General features: G+C 71.5%; 16 protein-coding genes and 1 pseudogene. 9 read left to right on the top strand and 8 right to left on the bottom strand.

Annotated features, from left to right (window positions below):
• On the top strand, positions 1–346 hold a 346-nt coding region (locus G412_RS38555; RefSeq protein ID WP_208857941.1), incomplete at its 5' end, for a transposase.
• A 51-nt stretch (positions 347–397) separates the two neighbouring features.
• Here G412_RS38555 and G412_RS0127590 read toward each other — a convergent pair.
• The 3 genes from G412_RS0127590 to zapE form a co-directional block, all read right to left on the bottom strand.
• Positions 398–1,783, bottom strand: a complete 1,386-nt coding sequence (locus tag G412_RS0127590) for an alkaline phosphatase PhoX (protein ID WP_028814901.1) — start codon at positions 1,781–1,783, stop codon at positions 398–400.
• A 128-nt stretch (positions 1,784–1,911) separates the two neighbouring features.
• On the bottom strand, positions 1,912–2,337 hold the full coding sequence (locus G412_RS0127585) for an OsmC family protein (RefSeq protein ID WP_028814900.1): 426 nt from the start codon (positions 2,335–2,337) through the stop codon (positions 1,912–1,914).
• Positions 2,338–2,376: 39 nt separating this feature from the next.
• The gene (zapE, locus tag G412_RS0127580) at positions 2,377–3,474 is read right to left on the bottom strand and encodes a cell division protein ZapE (protein WP_028814899.1); all 1,098 of its coding nucleotides are present in this window, start codon (positions 3,472–3,474) and stop codon (positions 2,377–2,379) included.
• Positions 3,475–3,680: 206 nt separating this feature from the next.
• Between zapE and G412_RS0127575 the strand changes: the two genes are divergently transcribed.
• The 4 genes from G412_RS0127575 (at position 3,681) to msrB (ending at position 6,954) form a co-directional block, all read left to right on the top strand.
• Positions 3,681–4,463 carry a pyrimidine reductase family protein gene (locus G412_RS0127575; RefSeq protein ID WP_028814898.1) on the top strand — a complete coding sequence of 261 codons (783 nt, stop codon included), beginning with the start codon at positions 3,681–3,683 and terminating at the stop codon, positions 4,461–4,463.
• A 152-nt stretch (positions 4,464–4,615) separates the two neighbouring features.
• Positions 4,616–5,086, top strand: a complete 471-nt coding sequence (locus G412_RS0127570; protein WP_028814897.1) for a hypothetical protein — start codon at positions 4,616–4,618, stop codon at positions 5,084–5,086.
• Positions 5,087–5,128: 42 nt separating this feature from the next.
• Positions 5,129–6,535 (top strand): UDP-N-acetylmuramate--L-alanine ligase, encoded by a 1,407-nt coding sequence (gene murC / locus G412_RS0127565; RefSeq protein ID WP_028814896.1) that lies wholly within the window; start codon positions 5,129–5,131, stop codon positions 6,533–6,535.
• Positions 6,536–6,546: 11 nt separating this feature from the next.
• Positions 6,547–6,954, top strand: coding sequence for a peptide-methionine (R)-S-oxide reductase MsrB (msrB, locus tag G412_RS0127560; protein ID WP_028814895.1), 408 nt, complete (start codon positions 6,547–6,549; stop codon positions 6,952–6,954).
• Between the two features lie 197 nt (positions 6,955–7,151).
• Here the strand turns inward: msrB and G412_RS36230 are convergent.
• The 3 genes and pseudogenes from G412_RS36230 to G412_RS0127545 form a co-directional block, all read right to left on the bottom strand.
• Positions 7,152–8,179 (bottom strand): annotated as a pseudogene (locus G412_RS36230) (dipeptidase).
• Positions 8,180–8,279: 100 nt separating this feature from the next.
• Positions 8,280–11,309 (bottom strand): alpha-mannosidase, encoded by a 3,030-nt coding sequence (locus tag G412_RS0127550; RefSeq protein ID WP_028814894.1) that lies wholly within the window; start codon positions 11,307–11,309, stop codon positions 8,280–8,282.
• A 119-nt stretch (positions 11,310–11,428) separates the two neighbouring features.
• Positions 11,429–11,818: a VOC family protein gene (locus G412_RS0127545; protein WP_028814893.1), complete on the bottom strand. Its 390-nt coding sequence runs from the start codon at positions 11,816–11,818 to the stop codon at positions 11,429–11,431.
• Between the two features lie 45 nt (positions 11,819–11,863).
• Here G412_RS0127545 and G412_RS0127540 point away from each other — a divergent pair, with 45 nt between their 5' ends.
• Entirely contained in the window at positions 11,864–12,508 is a 645-nt protein-coding gene (locus G412_RS0127540) for a nucleoside/nucleotide kinase family protein (protein WP_028814892.1), read from the top strand.
• A gap of 170 nt (positions 12,509–12,678) precedes the next feature.
• Positions 12,679–13,758: a M24 family metallopeptidase gene (locus G412_RS0127535; protein ID WP_051338653.1), complete on the top strand. Its 1,080-nt coding sequence runs from the start codon at positions 12,679–12,681 to the stop codon at positions 13,756–13,758.
• Between the two features lie 41 nt (positions 13,759–13,799).
• On the opposite strand, the gene treZ is transcribed toward G412_RS0127535, so the two are convergent.
• Positions 13,800–15,557 (bottom strand): malto-oligosyltrehalose trehalohydrolase, encoded by a 1,758-nt coding sequence (gene treZ, locus G412_RS0127530; RefSeq protein WP_028814890.1) that lies wholly within the window; start codon positions 15,555–15,557, stop codon positions 13,800–13,802.
• A 193-nt stretch (positions 15,558–15,750) separates the two neighbouring features.
• Between treZ and G412_RS0127525 the strand changes: the two genes are divergently transcribed.
• Positions 15,751–16,299, top strand: coding sequence for a DUF1707 and FHA domain-containing protein (locus tag G412_RS0127525; RefSeq protein ID WP_028814889.1), 549 nt, complete (start codon positions 15,751–15,753; stop codon positions 16,297–16,299).
• Positions 16,300–16,424: 125 nt separating this feature from the next.
• On the opposite strand, the gene lpdA is transcribed toward G412_RS0127525, so the two are convergent.
• Complete coding sequence (gene lpdA / locus G412_RS0127520; protein ID WP_028814888.1) at positions 16,425–17,840, bottom strand: dihydrolipoyl dehydrogenase; 1,416 nt, start codon at positions 17,838–17,840, stop codon at positions 16,425–16,427.
• A gap of 92 nt (positions 17,841–17,932) precedes the next feature.
• Here lpdA and G412_RS0127515 point away from each other — a divergent pair, with 92 nt between their 5' ends.
• Entirely contained in the window at positions 17,933–18,886 is a 954-nt protein-coding gene (locus G412_RS0127515) for a LysR family transcriptional regulator (RefSeq protein ID WP_028814887.1), read from the top strand.
• The last annotated feature ends 69 nt before the right edge of the window (positions 18,887–18,955 follow it).

Here is an 18,955-nt window from a genome sequence, read left to right as displayed (position 1 = left end):
CGGCCAGCGCCGGGAGATCATGCTGCGACCCCAGGAAGAACACGAGGTCATCCGACACAGCCGGGCCGAGCAGCAAACCGATGCCTGGAAGGACCGTTACAAGATCCGTGCCGGGGTCGAAGGCACCATCTCACAAGGAGTTCAACGCTGTGGCCTGCGAAGATCCCGTTACCGAGGTCTCGCGAAGACAAGCCTCCAGCACCAGCTGACCGGCGCCGCCATCAACCTCGCCCGCATCGATGCCCACCTCACTAAAACACCCCGAGCCCGCACCCGCACCAGCCACTTCGCAGCACTTCGCCCCGCTGAGCTGACACTCAGCGGGGCGAAACAGGGGCCGAATTAACCAACGGCGTCGCCGGTGCGGCCCGCCCCCTCCTGCTCAGCGTCCGCTCACTCAGCCGTGGAACGGCCCCATTACGGCGAACGTCGTACCCGGCGTATAGCAGTTCACGTACATCGTCGCCCAGTCCGGTGAGAACGTGACGCCCGCGAACTCGCCCCACTCCGGTTGCTCGGGCGTGCCGATGTTCTGCCGGCCGCGTGCCATCGGGTACACCTCGCCGCGCTTCGTCAGCCCGAATACGTGCTGCGCGCCGTTGCCGTCCTCGCACACCATCAGGCCGCCGCGCGGCGCCAGGCAGATGTTGTCGGGGGACTCGCCGGGCAGCCGGATGTCCGTACTCGGGCCGAAGACCACGACCAGGGTGAGGCGCCGCTTGTGCGGCTCGTACTTCCACACCTGCCCGAAGTGGTCGGCCGCCGAGCCCTCCGCGCTGCGCGCGAAGCTGGAGACGAAGTAGACGGCGTTGTCGCCCCAGTAGCAGCCCTCCAGTTTCTGGGCGTGCGTGATGCCCTTCCTGCCGAAGTCCTGGAGCCGGATCGGCGTCTCCTCGGCCAGCGGGTCCGGTACGGGCACCCACTCGATGCCGCTGAAGCTCGCGCCGGTCTCCTGGACCACCGACAGGTCCGGTACGCCGGGAACGCGCATCGCCTCCAGCGCGCCGCCCGCGCGCAGCGAGCCGGGGCCGCCGAGCGGCTTCTCGGGCAGGAAGCGGTAGAAGAGGCCGAAGGGCCGGTCGAACGCGTCCTCCGTCTCGTACACGATGCCGCTGCGGGGGTCGACAGCGATCGCCTCGTGCTGGAAGCGGCCCATCGCGGTGAGCGGCACGGCGCCGGAGCGGCGCGGGTCCACGGGGTCGACCTCGAAGATGAAGCCGTGGTCCTTGGTGTAGCCGTTGGTGCCCGCCTTTTCCTCGGTCTCCTCGCAGGTGAGCCACGTGTTCCAAGGGGTGGGCCCGCCCGCGCAGTTGACGGCCGTACCGGCGATGGCGACGCGCTCGTCGAGGACGTTGTTGCGGCCGTCCAGAGCGATGGCCGTGCAGCCGCCCTTGGCCGCCGGGTCGTAGGTCAGACCCTCGACCGTCGGGACACCGAGCTTGGCGGTGTGGCGGTTCTCGTGGTTCCGGACGAGGTGGACGCGGCCGTGATGGCCTCTGAAGGCGCTCATGCCGTCGTGGTTCGAGGGGACCTTGCCCTCGCCCGAGCGCAGCGGACGGCCCTCACGGGAGAGGACCTTGTAGCGGAAGCCCTTGGGCAGGTCCAGGAGCCCGTTCGGGTCGGGCACGAGCGGTCCGTAACCGCTGCGGCCCAGTCCCTGGGCGGCGGCCGTGCCGGCGAAGATCTCCGACACCGACCCGGCGAACGCGACACCGACGCCCAGGGCGCCCGCACGGGCCAGGACCTGCCGGCGTGACGCGGACGATGAGGCTGTTTCAGACATGGGGTAACTCCCTGCTGGCGGACAGGAACGTGTGACCCGCACGTGTGTAGCACGCGAGTGATCTCACGTGAACCATGCGGGCCACACCACCTCAATCAGCGCGCCGGTCCGGCGCGTTCGCCCCGGTTTCAGACGAGCGACGCGCTCAGCGTGATCGTCGTACCCGCCAGCGCCTGGCTGACCGGGCAGTTCGCCTTGCCTTCCTCGGCCGCCTTGACGAAGGCCGCCTCGTCCATGCCGGGGACCTCGCCCTGCACGGTGAGGTGGATGCGGGTGATGCCCTCGCCCGGCACGAAAGTGACCTCGGCCTTGGTGTTCAGGCGGGTCGGCGGGTTGCCGGCCTTGGCGAGCACGTTCGAGAACGCCATGTTGTAGCAGCTCGACTGGGCGGCGGCGATCAGCTCCTCGGGGCTGGTCTTGCGGTTCGCCTCCTCGGTACGGGCGGGCCAGGAGACGGCGTACTCGCCGATGCCCGACGAATCGAAGGTCACGGTACCCGTGCCCTTGAACAGGTCGCCTTCCCAGACGGTGTGTGCCTGACGCGTTGCAGCCATGTCGAAAGCCCTTCTCGCGGACGGTGATCCAGGCCCAACCTACTGCGCGATCAAGCCCTGCGCGTCGCGCGCCAGCGCGGTCAGCCGGGAGATCGCCCGGAAGTACTTCTTCCGGTAGCCGCCGTTCAGCATCTCTTCACTGAACAGCCGGTCGAACGGCAGCCCGGAGGCCAGTACCGGCACCTCCCGGTCGTACAGCCGGTCGGCGAGCACGACGAGCCGCAGTGCCGTCGACTGGTCCGGCACTGGACGCACATCGGTGAGGCAGACGGCCCGGACGTCGTCCGTGAGAGCGCCGTAGCGGCTCGGGTGGACCTTGGCGAGGTGGTCGAGCAGCAGGGGGAAGTCGTCGAGGCTGGCGCCCTCGGTGGCGTACGCCGTCCTGGTGACCTGCTCGTCGGAGTACGGGGGAGGGGCCTCGGGCAGCCCGCGGTGGCGGTAGTCCTCGCCGTCGATGCGCAGCGGCCGGAAGTGGGCCGACAGGCCCTGGATCTCGCGCAGGAAGTCGGCCGCGGCGAAGCGGCCCTCGCCGAGCTTGCCGGGCAGGGTGTTGGAGGTGGCGGCGAGCGCGACGCCCGCCTCGACGAGCCTGCGCAGCAGCGAGGACACCAGCACGGTGTCGCCCGGATCGTCGAGCTCGAATTCGTCGATGCACAGGAGGCGGTGCCCGCTCAGCGTCTGCACGGTCTGCTGGAAGCCGAGCGCGCCGACCAGGTTCGTCAGCTCGACGAAGGTGCCGAAGGCCTTGAGCTCACGGGGCGCGGGCGTGGCGTGCCAGAGGGAGGCGAGCAGGTGGGTCTTGCCGACGCCGTACCCGCCGTCGAGGTAGACGCCGCGCGGCGCGGTGGGCGCGGCGGGCTTCTTCGCGAAGTCGAACCAGCGCCGCTTGCCCCCGCCGACCGCCGTCGCGCCGCCGAGACCGGCGGCGAAGGTGCTCAGGACCTGGACCGCCTCGCTCTGGCTCGGCTGGTTCGGGTCCGGTACGTACGTCGCGAAGCGCACCGAGTCGAAGCGTGGCGGCGGCACCATCTCGGCGACCAGGCGGTCGGCGGGGACGTGCGGTTCGCGTGCGCACAAGGACAGGGGGGCCGCTTCGGCTATGGGAGCGGACCCATGAGCGGTGGTGGAGGACGACACGGGGCTCAAGTCTAGGGGGTGCTGTTCCGGCCGGGCCGGATCAGGGCGGGGCGCCGGCTCCCGCGTCCCGTCTGGCCCGGACGCGGCTCCTGCGGGCCCGCCCGGTCCGGACGGCGATCCCGCGGGCCCGCCCGGTCCGTACGCGGGTCCTGCCTGCCCGTCGGGCCCGAAGACGCCCCCGCAGGCTCCGTGCCACACTGCTCGGCATGCGACGCCTGTTCCCTGTGACCGACGAAACAGTCTCCGCCGCCTCCGCCGCCGACGGTGAGTGGGGCCTCGACGAGCTGGCCGACGCCTACGCGTATCCGAAGGAGCGGGGGACCTCGGGGGCCTGGCTGCGGGCCAACATGGTGTCCTCGCTCGACGGCGCCGCCCAGCACGAGGGCCGCTCGCAGCCGATCTCCTCCGACACCGACATGCGGATTTTCGGCACGCTGCGCGCCCTCGCCGACGTGGTGATCGTGGGTGCGGAAACGGTACGCCTGGAGGGTTACCGGCCGGCCCGTGCGCGCGAGGCCTTCGCGCGGCGCAGAGCGGCGGCGGGCCAGGGCCCGGCGCCCGCCATCGCGGTGGTCAGCGCGAGCCTGAACCTGGACTTCTCCCTTCCGCTCTTTACGTCGCCCCTCGTGCCGACCCTCGTACTGACCGGCGCCACGGCTCCCCTCGACGGCATCCGCGCGGCCAGGGAGGCCGGGGCCGAGGTCCTGGTGGTCGGGGACGGGGCGGCGGTGGACCCGCAGCGCGCGGTGGAGGCGCTGGTGGAGCGCGGGCTCACCCGGTTGCTCACCGAAGGCGGGCCGCGGCTGCTGGCGCAGTTCATCGCGGCCGGGGTACTGGACGAGCTGTGCCTCACCGTGTCGCCCATGCTCACGGCGGGCCGCGCCCAGCGGATCGCGGACGGGCCCGCTGTGGCGGTCCCCAAGCGATTCGCACTGGCGTCCGTCCTGGAGGAGGCCGGGTTCCTTTTCACCCAGTACCGTCGGATCTGACCGGCAGCGGAATTCACCGTTCCGCTTAGCTTTCGCTGGGCACACTTATTCACGCAGCGTCCCGTGCGGGCACGGGGAAGGATGGTTTCCGCAGGGGGCCGGCGGCGCTACCCAGAAGCGCCGGCCCAAGAAGACAGAGAAGGGCGCCCGTCGTGTTCACGAGCGTATTGATGATCGAGAAGCCACTGTCGTCCGTCGACGTGGAGTTCGTCAGCACCCTTCACGGCGACGAAGGCGTCTCCTTCGTCGTCCTGATGCAGCCCCGTGGCGACCAGGCGGACGTACTCCTGCGCGCCATCGACGACGTAGCGCTCGGCCAGGTCGAGGAAGCGGTACGGGAGGCCGACGAGCCCCGCGGCGAGGAGGCCAAGCCCCTCGCACAGCGTGGCCTGGAGAAAAGCCTCGAAGCGCTGCGGGCGCACGGCCACGAAGCCGTGGGCCAGGTCGTCGAGGAGCATCCGCTGGACCTCCTCAAGTCGGTCGTGTCCGAGACGGGAGCCGACGAGGTGATCGTCCTGACCGCGCCGCACTACGTCGAGGAGTTCTTCCACCGGGACTGGGCCTCGCGCGCCCGTCACAAGGTCGGCGTACCGGTGCTCAAGCTCTTCTCCCACAACGAATAGGCTGGGGCACCGCTCACACGTCACACCTTGGGAGACATACGTATGGCACCCGGCCTTCCCACCGCCATGGACCGACCGCACTTCATCGGCATCGGCGGCGCCGGGATGTCGGGGATCGCGAAGATCCTCGCCCAGCGCGGCGCACGGGTCGCGGGCAGCGACTCACGCGAGTCCGCCACCGCCGAGTCGCTGCGCGCGCTGGGCGCCACGGTCCACATCGGCCACGCCGCCGGGCACCTGGCGGACGACGCGACCTGCGTCGTCGTCTCCAGCGCCATCCGCGCCGACAACCCCGAGCTGGTCCGCGCCGCCGAACTGGGCATCCCCGTCGTGCACCGCTCCGACGCGCTGGCCTCCCTGATGGGCGGCCTGCGGGCCATCGCCGTAGCGGGCACGCACGGCAAGACGACGACGACCTCGATGCTGGCGGTCGCCCTGACCGAACTCGGCCTCGACCCGTCGTACGCGATCGGCGGCGACCTGGAAGGCCCCGGCACGAACGCCCGCCACGGGGCCGGGGACATCTTCGTCGCCGAGGCGGACGAGAGCGACCGCAGCTTCCAGAAGTACGACCCCGAGGTCGCGATCGTCCTCAACGTCGAACTGGACCACCACGCCAATTACGCCTCGATGGACGAGATCTACGACTCGTTCGAGACCTTCGCCGGCAAGGTCGTCCCCGGCGGCACGCTCGTGATCTCCGCGGACCAGCCCGGAGCGGTAGAGCTCACCTCCCGCCTCCGCGACCTCTCCACCCTCAAGATCGTCACGTACGGCGACTCCCCGTCGGCCGACGTACGCGTGCACAAGGTCACCCCGCGCGGCCTGACCAGCGAGGTCACGGTCCTCCTCGACGGCCGCTACCTCACTTTCACCGTCTCGGTCCCCGGCAGCCACTACGCCCACAACGCGGTAGCGGCCCTGGCCGCGGGCGTGGCCCTCGGCATCCCGGCGCACAACCTGGCCTCGGCCCTCGGCAAGTACACCGGCGTCAAGCGCCGCCTCCAGCTCAAGGGCGAGGAGAACGGCGTACAGGTCATCGACTCGTACGCCCACCACCCGACCGAGATGACCGCCGACCTGGAGGCCATGCGCGGCGCGACGGCGTCCGACTCCTCCTCGGGCCGTCTCCTGGTCGTCTTCCAACCCCACCTCTTCTCCCGCACCCAGGAGCTGGCCACCGAGATGGGCCAGGCCCTGGCCCTCGCGGACGCCTCGCTGGTCCTGGACATCTACCCGGCCCGCGAGGACCCGATCCCCGGCGTCACCAGCGCGCTGATCACCGACGCGGCCCGCAGGGCCGGCGCCGACGTGACACCGGTCGCCGACAAGGCGACGGTCCCCGACGTGATCGCGGGAATGGCGAAGCCGGGCGATCTTGTTCTCACGATGGGCGCGGGTGACGTCACGGACCTCGGCCCGGCCATCCTGGCCCGCCTGTCGAACTGAGGGAGCGCACCATGTCGTACGACGTCGACAAGCCCGACGAGCAGTGGCGCGCGGAACTGACCCCGGCCGAGTACGCCGTCCTGCGCCAGGCCGGCACGGAGCCCGCCTTCGTCGGTGAGTACACGGACACGAAGACGGCCGGCGTCTACTCCTGCCGCGCCTGCGGGGCGGAACTCTTCCGCTCCGACACGAAGTTCGAGTCGCACTGCGGCTGGCCGTCGTTCTACGACCCGAAGGACACGGACGCGGTCGAACTGATCGCCGACACCTCCCACGGCATGACCCGCACGGAGGTCCGCTGCGCGAAGTGCGGCTCGCACCTGGGCCACGTCTTCGAGGGCGAGGGCTACCCGACCCCCACGGACGAGCGGTACTGCATCAACTCGATCTCGCTTCGCCTGACCCCGGACGAGGCCTGAGACACCGGGAGGTCGAAGAGGCCCTTGGCCTGGTCTACGGTGCGGACCGTTCCGCTGCCCGGCCGGGCCGGGCGGCGTGACCGCCCGGGTTCCGGTCTACGACACAGGAATGCTCACCGCGCTCGCCGACCGCAGGGCCAAGGCGGTACGCCTGCGCCGCGCGGCGATCAAGGCAGCAGGCTGCCCGCCGTCGACTGCTAGGCCCGGCGGCCCAGTTCCTTGCGGAAGAGGGTGAGGACGTTGTCGCCGAGGATCTTGCGGACGGTGTCCTCCGGTACGCCGAGGGACAGCAGTGCCTCCGTGACCAGGGGCAGGCCGCGGGGCCCCTCGATGCCGACGATGGACCACGGGAAGGCGTAGTCGGGCTCGCAGCACGGTGGGGTGGTGTCGCCGATCACCTCCTGGATGAAGTCCGGGCCCAGGCCCACGTGGTCGGTGCCCGCGACCTCGGTGATGTGCGCGATGTGGTCCACCAGCCGGTCCGGCGTGCACGCGGCCGGGTCGTCGGCCAGGAACTCCGGCAGGAAGTTCACGCACACCGTGCCACCGGTCGCGGCGATGCCCCGGAGCTGGGCGTCGGTGAGGTTGCGGTGGTGGTCGCGCAGGGCGCGGGCGGAGGAGTGGGTGGCCAGGACGGGGCGGGTGGCCAGTTCGAGGACGTGGGCGACGCCGGAGGCGCTCAGGTGCGATACGTCGAAGAGGATGCCGAGGCGTTCCATCTCGGCCAGGGCCTCGACCCCCGCCTCCGTGAGGCGGCTTCCGGTGGCGTCCTCGCCGCTGCCGTCGGCCAGCGGCGTACGGCCCCAGTGGGCGAGGGAGGCAATCCGTATGCCCAGGCGGTGAAGCGTCGGGAGGAGTTCTACGTTCGTGTCGATGCCGGGTGCGCTCTCCAGCGCCAGGACCAGGGCGATCTTCCCCTCGCTGAGGCCGCGTCGATGTCGGCGCCGTCGAGGCACAGCCGTACGTCGTTCGCGTTGCCCTCGGCCAGTGTGTGCGCGCACTCGATCATGCGCAGGGTCTCGCGGAGGGCGCCTTCCGGGCGGAACCGGTCCTCAATGAAGACCGGCAGCACCTGGAGGTCCACACCGCCGTCGCGAAGCTGCGGCAGCCACTGCTCGCGGAAGAAGCCCGCCCAGCGGCGTGGCGGCCGGGCGGTGACCGCGATGAGCAGGTCGTTGTGGGTATCGGCCACGACGGAGCGGTGGTGTAGCTCTTGGGAGGTCACGTGGCCGGATGCTACGGCCTGAGTGTGTGGCGTGCGACGCTTTTACGCCCGGTGGCGGCCTGGCTGTGCTGAGCTTCCCGGACTCCGTGGACCGACGCTCTCACGTACCCAGACGCAGCGTCAGGATCTGGAACGGGCGCAGGGTCACCTCCAGTGAGCCGTCCTCGTCGAGTTCGTACGCCGGTGCGTCCGCCAGGGGGCGCTCCAGCAGGTCCGTCGCTGTCACGGACGTGACCGGGAAGCCGGGCGTGAGCGTGGTCGAGGCGCGGCCGCCCGCCGCCTCGTAGAGGCGCACGATCACATCGCCGCCGCGGTCCTCCGCCAGTTTCACCGCCTCCACGACGACGCGGGCGTCGTCCGACGTGACCAGCGGCTCGACAGGGGTGCCGGCGCCCCTGACCGTACGCTCGGGCAGGTTGATCCAGTGCCCCTCACGCACCGCGTCGACGACCGTCGCGCCCGGCGCCAGGGCGAAGCGCAGGCGGTGGGCACCCTGGTCGGTCGCCGGGTCCGGGTAGCGCGGGGCGCGGAGAAGGGAGAGGCGGACGGTCGTGGTCTGGCCGCCGTCCTCCCGTACCGTGCGGGTCACGTCATGGCCGTACGTCGAATCGTTGACGATCGCCGCGCCCCAGCCCGGCTCCTCCACCTGGATCCACCGGTGCGCGCAGATCTCGAACTTGGCCGCATCCCACGAGGTGTTGGTGTGCGTGGCGCGGAAAACGTGCCCGAACTGCGTCTCGGCGGCCGACCTGTCGGCCTTCACATCGAGCGGGAAGGCCGCCTTCAGGAATTTCTCCGTCTCGTGCCAGTCCACGTCCGTCTCGATGTCCAGGACCTTCGCGCCCGAGCGGAGGGTGAGGCGCTGTACGGCTGCCGAGTCGCCGAAGGAGCGCGAGACCGTCACCACCGCCCGGTCGTCCGCCGACTCGGTGAGGGTCACGCTGTCGGCGTCCACCAGGTCGGTGACGTTGTGGCGGTAGAACTCGTCGACGTCCCACGCGTCCCACATGTTCGGGAAGTCCGGGTGGACCTGGAGCAGGTTCGCCGCCCGGCCGGGCGCCACCGCCTCCCGCGCCGCCCCGACGTCGTACGCCGAGACGATGAGCCCCCGCGCGTCGACGACGATCCGCAGCAGGCCGTTGGCGAGCGCGTAGCCGCCGGATTCGAGGCTCACCGCCGTCACCGGGTCCGACGTACGGTACGACGGGGTGGCCGCCGCACCGCCCGGCGGGACCGAACGGCGGGCATGGGGTGCGGAGTTGAAGGTGACCGCCGACGATCCCTCGCCCGCCAGTGCCCTCTGCGCCGCCGCTGTGATCGCCTCCAGCTCCTCCCGCACCCGCGCGTACGTATCCCGCGCCTCCCGGTGCACCCACGCGATCGACGAGCCCGGCAGGATGTCGTGGAACTGGTGCAGCAGGACCGTCTTCCAGATCCGCTCCAGGTCGTCGTACGGGTACGGGAAGCCGGGGACGCGCACCGCCGCCGTCGCCGACCACAGTTCCGCCTCCCGCAGCAGCGACTCGCTGTGCCGGTTGCCCTGTTTGGTCTTGGCCTGCGAGGTGTACGTACCGCGGTGCAGCTCCAGATACAGCTCGCCCGCCCACACCGGCGCGTCCGGATACTCCGCCTCCGCCTTCGCGAAGAAGGCCGCAGGCCTCTCCACCGACACCCTCGGCGACCCCTCCAGGTCCCGCAGGCGCTGCGCCCGCGCCAGCATCTCGCGCGTGGGTCCGCCGCCGCCGTCCCCCCACCCGAAGGGGACGAGGGAGCGCGAAGCCCGGCCCTTCTCCCGGTAGTTGCGGGCCGCGTGCGCCATCTGGGCGCCGCCCAGGTCGGAGTTGTACGTATCGACGGGAGGGAAATGCGTGAAGACGCGCGTGCCGTCGATGCCCTCCCACCAGAAGGTGTGGTGCGGGAACTTGTTCGACTGGCTCCACGAGATCTTCTGCGTCAGGAACCACTTCGAGCCCGACAGCTTGACGAGTTGCGGCATCGCCGCCGTGTAGCCGAAGGAGTCCGGCAGCCAGACTTCTTCCGTTTCGATGCCGAATTCGTCGCGGAAGAATTTCTTCCCGTACAGGAACTGACGGGCCATCGCCTCCCCGCCCACCATATTGGTGTCCGACTCCACCCACATGCCGCCGACCGGAACGAACTGCCCGTTCTCGATCTTCTCGCGCACCTTCGCGAACACTTCCGGCCGGTGCTCCTTGATCCAGGCGAGCTGCTGCGCCTGCGACATCGCGAAGACGAAATCCGGGTGGGTGTCCATCAGGGCCACCATGTTCGAGCAGGTACGGGCCACCTTCCGTACCGTCTCGCGCAGCGGCCACAGCCACGCCGAGTCGATGTGCGCGTGCCCGACGGCACTGACGCGGTGCGCGGACGCGTTCGCGGGGGAGGCGAGGACGCCGGTCAGCTCCGCACGGGCGCGGGCGGCCGTACCCGCGACATCGGCCAGGTCGACGGCGTCCAGCGCGCGTTCGACCGCCCGCAGGATCTCCCAGCGGCGCGCGTCGCTCTCCGCCAGCTCGGTCATCAGCGAACCCAGCACCTCCAGGTCCTGGACCAGCTCCCACACCTCGGCCTCGAACACCACCAGGTCCATGCGCCCGACGCGGTACAGCGGTTCGGCGGACGAGGTCAGCCTGTCTCCCTCGTACGTCGGCGTCTGGCCGGCCAGCACCGGATTGGAGGCGGCCTCGACGTACAGCAGCACCTCCTCGCCGCCCTCGGCCGGGTCTGCGATCCGCACCCAGTCGTTGAACGGGTTGAGGGCTTTCACGGCCTCTCCGCCGGGACGGTACACCAGGCCTTCGCACTGGAAGCCCGGCATCCGCCGGTCGAAGCCGAGGTCGATGACGGCCTCGACGGTACGGCCCCGCCACTCGTCCGGCACCCGCCCCGTGACCCTGAACCACGTGGTGCCCCACGCCGGGCCCCACGGCTGACCCGCCGCAGCCGGTTCGTACCCGGCCGACAGGCCCTGCGCCACCGGGACCGGCTCGCCGGGGACCTCCCACTTCTCGATGGTCATCGGCAGCGGCCGGGAGCGTACGGCGGGCTTGACGCGCTCCGTGAGGACGCGGCGCAGACGGTGTTCCACGATGCTTCGGTCGTCATGCATGAGGTGACTCCGATGGTGGGGCGGGTGCGGCGGACGTCGTCCGGGCCGGTCACCTCGGTGATACCCAGCGCGGCCGGTCGTCCGGCGTCCTATCCGGTCCTACCCCCCGCGGCCTGCCCTCAGGCGGGCTGGAGAAGGTCCCAGCGGTTGCCGTACAGGTCCTCGAAGACGGCGACCGAGCCGTACGCCTCATGGCGCGGCTCCTCCAGGAAGCGGACGCCCGCCGCAGTCATCCGGGCATGATCGCGCGCGAAGTCCTCGGTGTGCAGGAAGAAACCGACGCGCCCGCCCGTCTGCCCGCCGACCCGCGCGAGCTGCGCGTCGTCCTTCGCGCGGGCCAGCAGCAGCCCCGTACCGGCCGCGGACCCGGGCGGACGTACGACGACCCAGCGGGAGCCGTCGCCGCGGTCGGTGTCCTCGGCCAGTTCGAAGCCGAGGGCGCCGGTGTAGAAGGCGATGGCGTCGTCGTAGTCACGGACGACCAGGGTGACGAGAGCGATGTGCGGCATGGGCTTCTTCCTACCCCACGCCCCTTCCGCCGTCACAATGCCCGCATGGAACCGCACCGCCTCGTTGACCGCGCCCGCCGTCTCGTCACCCCCGGCCGCCGCCGGATCCTCGGCATCGCCGGGCCGCCCGGAGCAGGCAAGTCCACCCTCGCCGCGCACCTGGTCGACCACCTCGACGGACTCGCCGTACTCGTCCCCATGGACGGCTTCCACCTCGCCGGAGCCGAGCTGGAGCGCCTCGGGCGTACGGACCGCAAGGGCGCACCCGACACGTTCGACGCCTCCGGGTACGCCGCCCTGCTGGCGCGGCTGCGCACGCCTGGTTCACGGGACACCGTCGTCTACGCACCCGTCTTCGACCGGGCAATCGAGGAACCCGTGGCCGGCAGCATCGCGGTGCCGGGCCCGCACGACGTACCGCTCGTCGTCACCGAGGGCAACTACCTGCTGCACGACGAGGGCCCCTGGGCACTGGTACGGGACCTGCTCGACGAGGCCTGGTACCTGGAACTCGGCCAGGAGGAGCGGGTACGCCGCCTCGTGGACCGGCACGAACGCTTCGGCAAGCCACGCCCGGCCGCCGAGCGCTTCGTCCACGCGTCGGACGAGGCCAACGCACGCCTGGTCGCAGAGGGTCGGGACCGCGCCGACCTCGTCGTGACGCTCGCCCCCGGGCCGGACAGGCCCTGAGGCCGCTCCACAATAGGCTGGCGGGGACGCCGGGCGCCGGGCAGGATGAGGCCATGTCCTCCGCGCCCCGGCCTTCCGCACCCGCATCGGCACCCGCGTCCGTGTCCCCGCCGGCCGCCGCGTCCGCGCCCGCCCCCGCGCCCTTCACCGCCGACGACTACCGCGCCCGGATGGACCGCGCGGTCCGGTCGGCCGCCGAAGCCGGCCTCGACGGCGTACTCGTGGCGCCCGGACCCGACCTGGTCCACCTCACCGGCTACCACCCCCCGGCGGACACCGAACGGCTGACGCTGCTCGTCCTGTCCGCGGAACAGGACCCCGTACTCGTCGTGCCGACCCTGGAGGCACCGGACGCCGAGCAGGCCGCCGGAGCCGCCGCGTTGACCCTGCGCGACTGGACGGACGGCAAGGACCCGTACGCCGTCACCGCGCCGCTCCTCGCCTCCAACGGCCGCTTCGCGGTGAGCGACAACACCTGGGCGATGCATCTGCTCGCCCTCCAGCAGGCACTGCCCAGCACCTCGTACGTGTCGCTGACCGCCGCCCTGCCCATGCTGCGGGCCGTCAAGGACCCGGCCGAGCTGGCCCGGCTGGAGGCGGCGGGCGCCGCCGCGGACGCGACGTACGAGGAGATCCTCAGGGTCCGCTTCTCCGGGCGGCGCGAGACCGAGGTGGCCGCGGAACTCGCCCACCTGCTCACCCAGTTCGGTCACGAGCAGGTGGACTTCACGGTCGTCGGCAGCGGCCCCAACGGCGCCAACCCGCACCACGAGGCCGGCGAGCGCGTCATCGAGCGGGGCGACACGGTCGTCCTCGACTTCGGCGGCCTCAAGCACGGTTACGGCTCCGACACCTCCCGTACGGTCCATGTCGGCGACGGCCCCAGCGCCGAGGAACAGCGCGTCCACGATGTCGTACGGGAGGCGCAGCAGGCGGCGTTCGAGGCGGTGCGGCCCGGCATCGCCTGCCAGGACGTGGACCGGGTGGCGCGCGCGGTCATCACCGAGGCCGGGTACGGCGACCGGTTCATCCACCGCACCGGACACGGCATCGGCGTGACCACGCACGAACCGCCGTACATGATCGAGGGCGAGCGGCAGCCGCTCGTACCCGGCATGTGCTTCTCCATCGAGCCCGGCATCTACCTTCCGGGGCGCTTCGGCGTACGCATCGAGGACATCGTGACCGTCACGCAGGACGGCGGGCGCCGCCTCAACACGACGGCCCGCGAGATGGCGGTCGTCGGCTGAGACCCACTGCCGGCCGTCCTGCCGGCGGTGCTGTGGTCCGGTCAGCTTCCGGCGGGGCCCAGTACGACACAGGACTCCGGCGGCAGGCGCAGCAGCCCGTCGGCGCCCGGTGCGTCGACCGGCTCCCAGGCCGCCAGTACGCGGCTCAGGCCGTTGCGGCCGAGGCGGATCGTGGCGGGCGTCTTCGACAGGTTCACCGCGACGCGGATGTCGCCGCGCCGCAGCGCCAGCCAGCGTGCGGCCTCGTCGTACGCGACCTTGACCGCCGCCAGGTCCGGGTCGGCGAGGTCGGGCCGCTCGCGACGCAGCGCGATCAGCTCGCGGTACCAGGCCAGCACGCGCGCGTGCGGCTCGTTCTCCTGCTCCGACCAGTCCAGGCAGGAGCGTTCCCTGGTCCGTGGGTCCTGCGGGTCGGGAATGTCCTCCTCGGCCCAGCCGTGCGCGGCGAACTCCCGCCTCCTGCCCTCCCGTACGGCCTGCGCGAGCTGCGGGTCGGTGTGGTCGGTGAAGAACTGCCAGGGGGTGCGGGCCGCCCACTCCTCGCCCATGAAGAGCATGGGGACGTACGGGCCGGTGAGGACAAGCGTGGCGGCGCAGGCGAGCAGGCCGGGGGAGAGGGTGGCGGAGAGGCGGTCTCCCAGGGCCCGGTTGCCGATCTGGTCGTGCGTCTGTGCGTAACCGAGGAAGCGGTGCGCGGCGGTTTTCGTGCGGTCCACGCAGCGGCCGTGAACGCGTCCCCGGAACGTCGAATACGTACCGTCGTGGAAGAACACGCGGGTCAGCGTCTTGGCGAGCGCGCCGAGGGGAGCGCGGGCGAAGTCGGCGTAGTAGCCCTGGGACTCGCCGGTGAGGGCGGTGTGCAGCGCGTGGTGGAAATCGTCGTTCCACTGAGCGTGCAGACCGAGCCCCCACGACTCGCGCGGGGCCGTCGTGCGTGGGTCCCCCTGGTCGGACTCGGCGATCAGGAAGAGTGTTCTGCCCACCTCGGCGGAGAGCGTGTCGACGGCCGTGGACAGCTCTTCGAGGAACGTCAGCGCGCGGGTGTCGGCGAGGGCGTGGACCGCGTCGAGCCGCAGTCCGTCGACGCGATAGTCGCGCAGCCAGGCGAGCGCGCTGCCGAGCAGATACGCGCGTACCTCGTCGGACCCCGGTGCGTCGAGGTTGACGGCCGAGCCCCAGGGGGTGTGGTGGGTGTCCGTGAAGTACGGGCCGAAGAGGGGCAGGTAGTTGCCGGAGGGGCCGAGGTGGTTGTGGACGACGTCGAGCACGACGCCGAGACCGAGGCCGTGCGCCGCGTCGACGAAGCGCTTGAGTCCTTCCGGGCCGCCGTACGGCTCGTGCACGGCCCACAGCGACACGCCCTCGTACCCCCAGCCGTGCGTTCCCGGGAACGGGCACACGGGCATCACCTCGACGTGGGTGACGCCCAGCTCCACCAGATGGCCGAGCCGCCGGGCGGCGGCGTCGAAGGTGCCCTCCGGGGTGTACGTACCGATGTGCAGCTCGTAGAGGACCGCGCCCGCCAGTGGGGCGCCGCCCGGCCAATCCGTCCGCCACTCATGGGCGTTGTGGTCCACGACGGCGCTGAGGCCGTCGGGGCCGTCCGGCTGGCGGCGGGAGCGCGGGTCGGGCAGGACGGGGCCGCCGTCCAGGGAGAAGCCGTAACGCGCCCCGTCACCCGCGTCGGCGTCCGCCGTCCACCACCCGTCCCGCGCCGGATCGCGCTCCATGGCGTACGTGCCACCCGCCAGCTGAAGCTCTGCCCGCTCGGCATTCGGTGCCCACACCTCGAACCGCACTGGCGGCCCCTCTCGTCGACGATGCCGCCACCCATGGTGCTTCAGGCGGGCATGATCCGCCGGTAAATCGTCAGCTCCAGGCCATGTCGGCCGAGTGCCCCAATGTGTCGTCCGATTCGTATGCGCAGGTCAGGTCGTGAGGGATGACCTCTTCTTCTGGACACTTGTGCCCAGTCGGCCCGACAATCAGGCTGTGACGTCCTCCTTCGAGTTCCACACGTATCCCGCTCGGCTGTCCGACGCCGAGCGCGACCGTGTGCTGGGGGTGCTCAGAGAAGGCGCGGCCCAGGGCAAGTTGTCGCACGACACCTTCATACGCCGGATGGAACTCGCCCTCGTCGCCCGCCGGTCCGACGAACTGGCCGTACTCACCTCCGATCTGGAGACCGACAGCCGCTGGGCGCGGGGGCTGTTCGGCGTCGTGGAGCGGGCGTCGGCGTTCACGGTGCGGCTGCGCAGGGCGTGGCAGTCGGAGCGGCTGCCGAAGCTGCTGCTCCCCGAGCCGGGTCCGTACCCGCTGAGGATCGGGCGCGACCCCGCGAACGGACTGCGGCTCAGCCACGAGACGGTCTCGCGCGTGCACGCCGAACTGTCCGCGCGGGGCGGCATGTGGACCCTGCGCGACCTCGGCTCGACCAACGGGACGTCCGTCAACGGGCGACGGGTCACGGGAGCGGTCCTGGTGCGGGACGGGGACCAGGTCAGCTTCGGCCGGATGACTTTCCGGCTGTCCGCACGCTGAGGCTGCCCGCAGGGCCGGGGTGGGGTTGACCGCAGGGGAGTCCGTGGCGACCGCTGCTGGACCCGCCCGCCAGCCACCCCGCCCGCCCCCGAGGCCCGGCCCGGCGACCTCTCCCGCCCGCCCGGCTACCGCTGATGCAACGCCCGCCCCGCGAGGGTGAGGAAGGTTTCACCGACCGCCTCGGAGAGCGTCGGGTGGGCGTGGATGTGGCGGGCCACGTCGGCGGGCTCGGCGTCCCAGCCGACGATCAGCTGGCTCTCGGCGATCATCTCGGAGACGTGCGGTCCCACGAGATGGACGCCGAGCACCTGCCCGCCGCGCGCGGCCACGACCTTCACCACGCCGCCCTGACCGTGCACCATGCCCTTGGCCACCGCGGTCAGGGGCATGGTGTTGACCACCACGTCGTGGTCGCGGCCCCGTGCCTCGGCCTCGCTCAGACCCACCGAGGCGGTCTGCGGCGAGGAGTACGTGACCCGGGGAACCGCCGCGTAGTCCACGGGCGGCGAGCCGAGACCCGCCAGCGTCTCGGCCACCAGCAGACCCTCCGCGAACGAGGCGTGGGCCAGCCCGAGCGAGGGCGACGGCAGGAGGTCACCGAGCACATGGATGCCCGCTACGGCCGTCTCCAGCCGGGACCAGTCGGCGGGCACGACGAAGCCGCGCTCGTCGGTGGCCAGTCCGGCCGCCGCCAGACCGAGACCGTCGGTCACGGGGGCGCGGCCCACGGCGACCAGCAGCCGCGCGGCCTCGACCGTGGAGGTCTCGCCGCGCGAGGTGCGGACATCCGCCCGTACACCGTCGTCGAGCACCGTCACGTCCAGCAGCCGCGCGCCCACCCGCACGTCGATGCCGCGCTTCTTCAGGCCCCGCGTCAAGTGACGGGAAACATCGGCGTCTTCGAGCGGCACGAGCCGGTCGGCGGCCTCGATCAGGGTGACCTCGGCGCCCATGGAACGGTGGAACGAGGCGTACTCCACGCCGATCGCGCCACCGCCGAGCACCAGTACGGACGCCGGCAGCCCGGGCGCGAACAGCGCGTCGTCGCTGGTCACTACGCGGCTCCCGTCCGGGGGCAGACCCGGCAGCGTACGGGGCCGGGACCCGGTCGCCAGGACGATGCCGCGGCGCGCGGTGAAGGCGCCGCCGCCTCCGCCTTCCACCTGTACACTCCGGGCGCCGGTCAACCGCGCGCTGCCCCGCACCACTTCCACTCCGGCGTGCGACAGGTGCCCCTCGACGCCCTTGTGGTTGCGGGACACGATGTCGTCCCTGGTGGCCACCAGCGCCGGCCAGTCCACCGACTCCAGCGTCGCCTTCACCCCCCACCGCTCCCGCGCCTCCGCGATGCCGTCGACGAGTTCGGCGGCGTGCAGCATCGCCTTGCTGGGGACACAGCCACGGTGCAGGCACGTACCGCCCACCTTGTCCCGCTCCACCAGGACGACCTTCAGGCCGAGGGACGCGGCGCGCAGGGCGGTGCTGTAACCGCCGGTGCCGCCGCCGATCACGATCACATCGGTTTCATGAGCTTCAGTCATGACATCAGCGTCCGCCGACCCTTGCCATGAGTCCAAGGCAATGTTTCTCTGGCATCGATGCACTGTGCTTATGGGAGGGAGTGGGCGACCGGATGAGCCTGCGGCAGATGGAGTACTTCGTCACGGTCGTCGAGGAGGAGTCCTTCACGAGGGCCGCTGAGCGACTGCACGTCACGCAGCCCGCCCTCTCGCATCAGATCAAGGCCCTGGAGAAGTCGGTGGGCGGCGCGCTGCTGGAACGCATGCCGCGCGGCGTAAGGCTGACCGTGATGGGCCGCGCCTTCCTGCCGCACGCCGAAATCGCTGTGCGCAGCGCCGTCCAGGCTCAGCGTGCCGCCAGGGCCGCCGCCGGGGCCGAGGGCGGCGAGCTGCACATCGCCACCCTCCACTCGGTCGCCGTCGGCATCCTCCCCGACGTCTTCGCCCGCTGGCGACGCGCCCACCCGGGCGTGGCCCTGGTCCTGCACGAGTACGCGACGACCGAGGCGCTGGAGGAGCGACTGGAACGGGGCGTCGCCGATCTCGCGGTCGGTCCGGCCCCGTCGCGCCAGTGGCAGGGCCCCGTGGTGCCGGTCGGTGAGGAGGAGATCGTGCTGGTCGTCGCCTTCGACGACCGCCTCGCGGGCCGTACGTCGGTACGCCTGACGGAGCTGGCCGACCGCACCTGGGTGCGGTGCGCGATGGAAGCGGTGATCGACGGGCAGCGGTTCCTCGACTGGGCCTGCGCCGAGGCCGGCTTCGTACCGCGCACGGCGGTACGCACCGAGCACACCTCGACGGCGGTCCGCATGGCCGCGGCCGGTGTGGGGGTCGCCACCGCGCCGTCGCACGTCGTGCGGGGGGCTGTGGGCGAGGACTGCGTGGTGCTCCCGGTCGACCCGCCCTGGCGGCGCGCCCTGACGGTCTTCTCCCGCGTCGACCTCACGGGCGCGGCGGCGGCGTTCGCGGATGTGCTGTGTGACGCGTGGCCGCACGGAAATTCCGGGTCCTCAAACGCCGGAGGGGCTGGATGGTGCTCAGCCACTTCCAGCCTGTCCGGCGTTTGAGGACCCGACCGTAGGGTCCGGGTTCTGGAGCCTGCCCCACGCGGCGGAGCCACAAAGCGTCACAGCGGG

It is taken from the genome of Streptomyces flavidovirens DSM 40150 (assembly GCF_000429085.1).
In the GTDB taxonomy this organism is placed as follows: Bacteria; Actinomycetota; Actinomycetes; order Streptomycetales; family Streptomycetaceae; genus Streptomyces; species Streptomyces flavidovirens.
The sequence above is the reverse complement of the archived record's forward strand: the minus strand, read 5'-3'. Positions and strand labels throughout refer to the sequence as shown.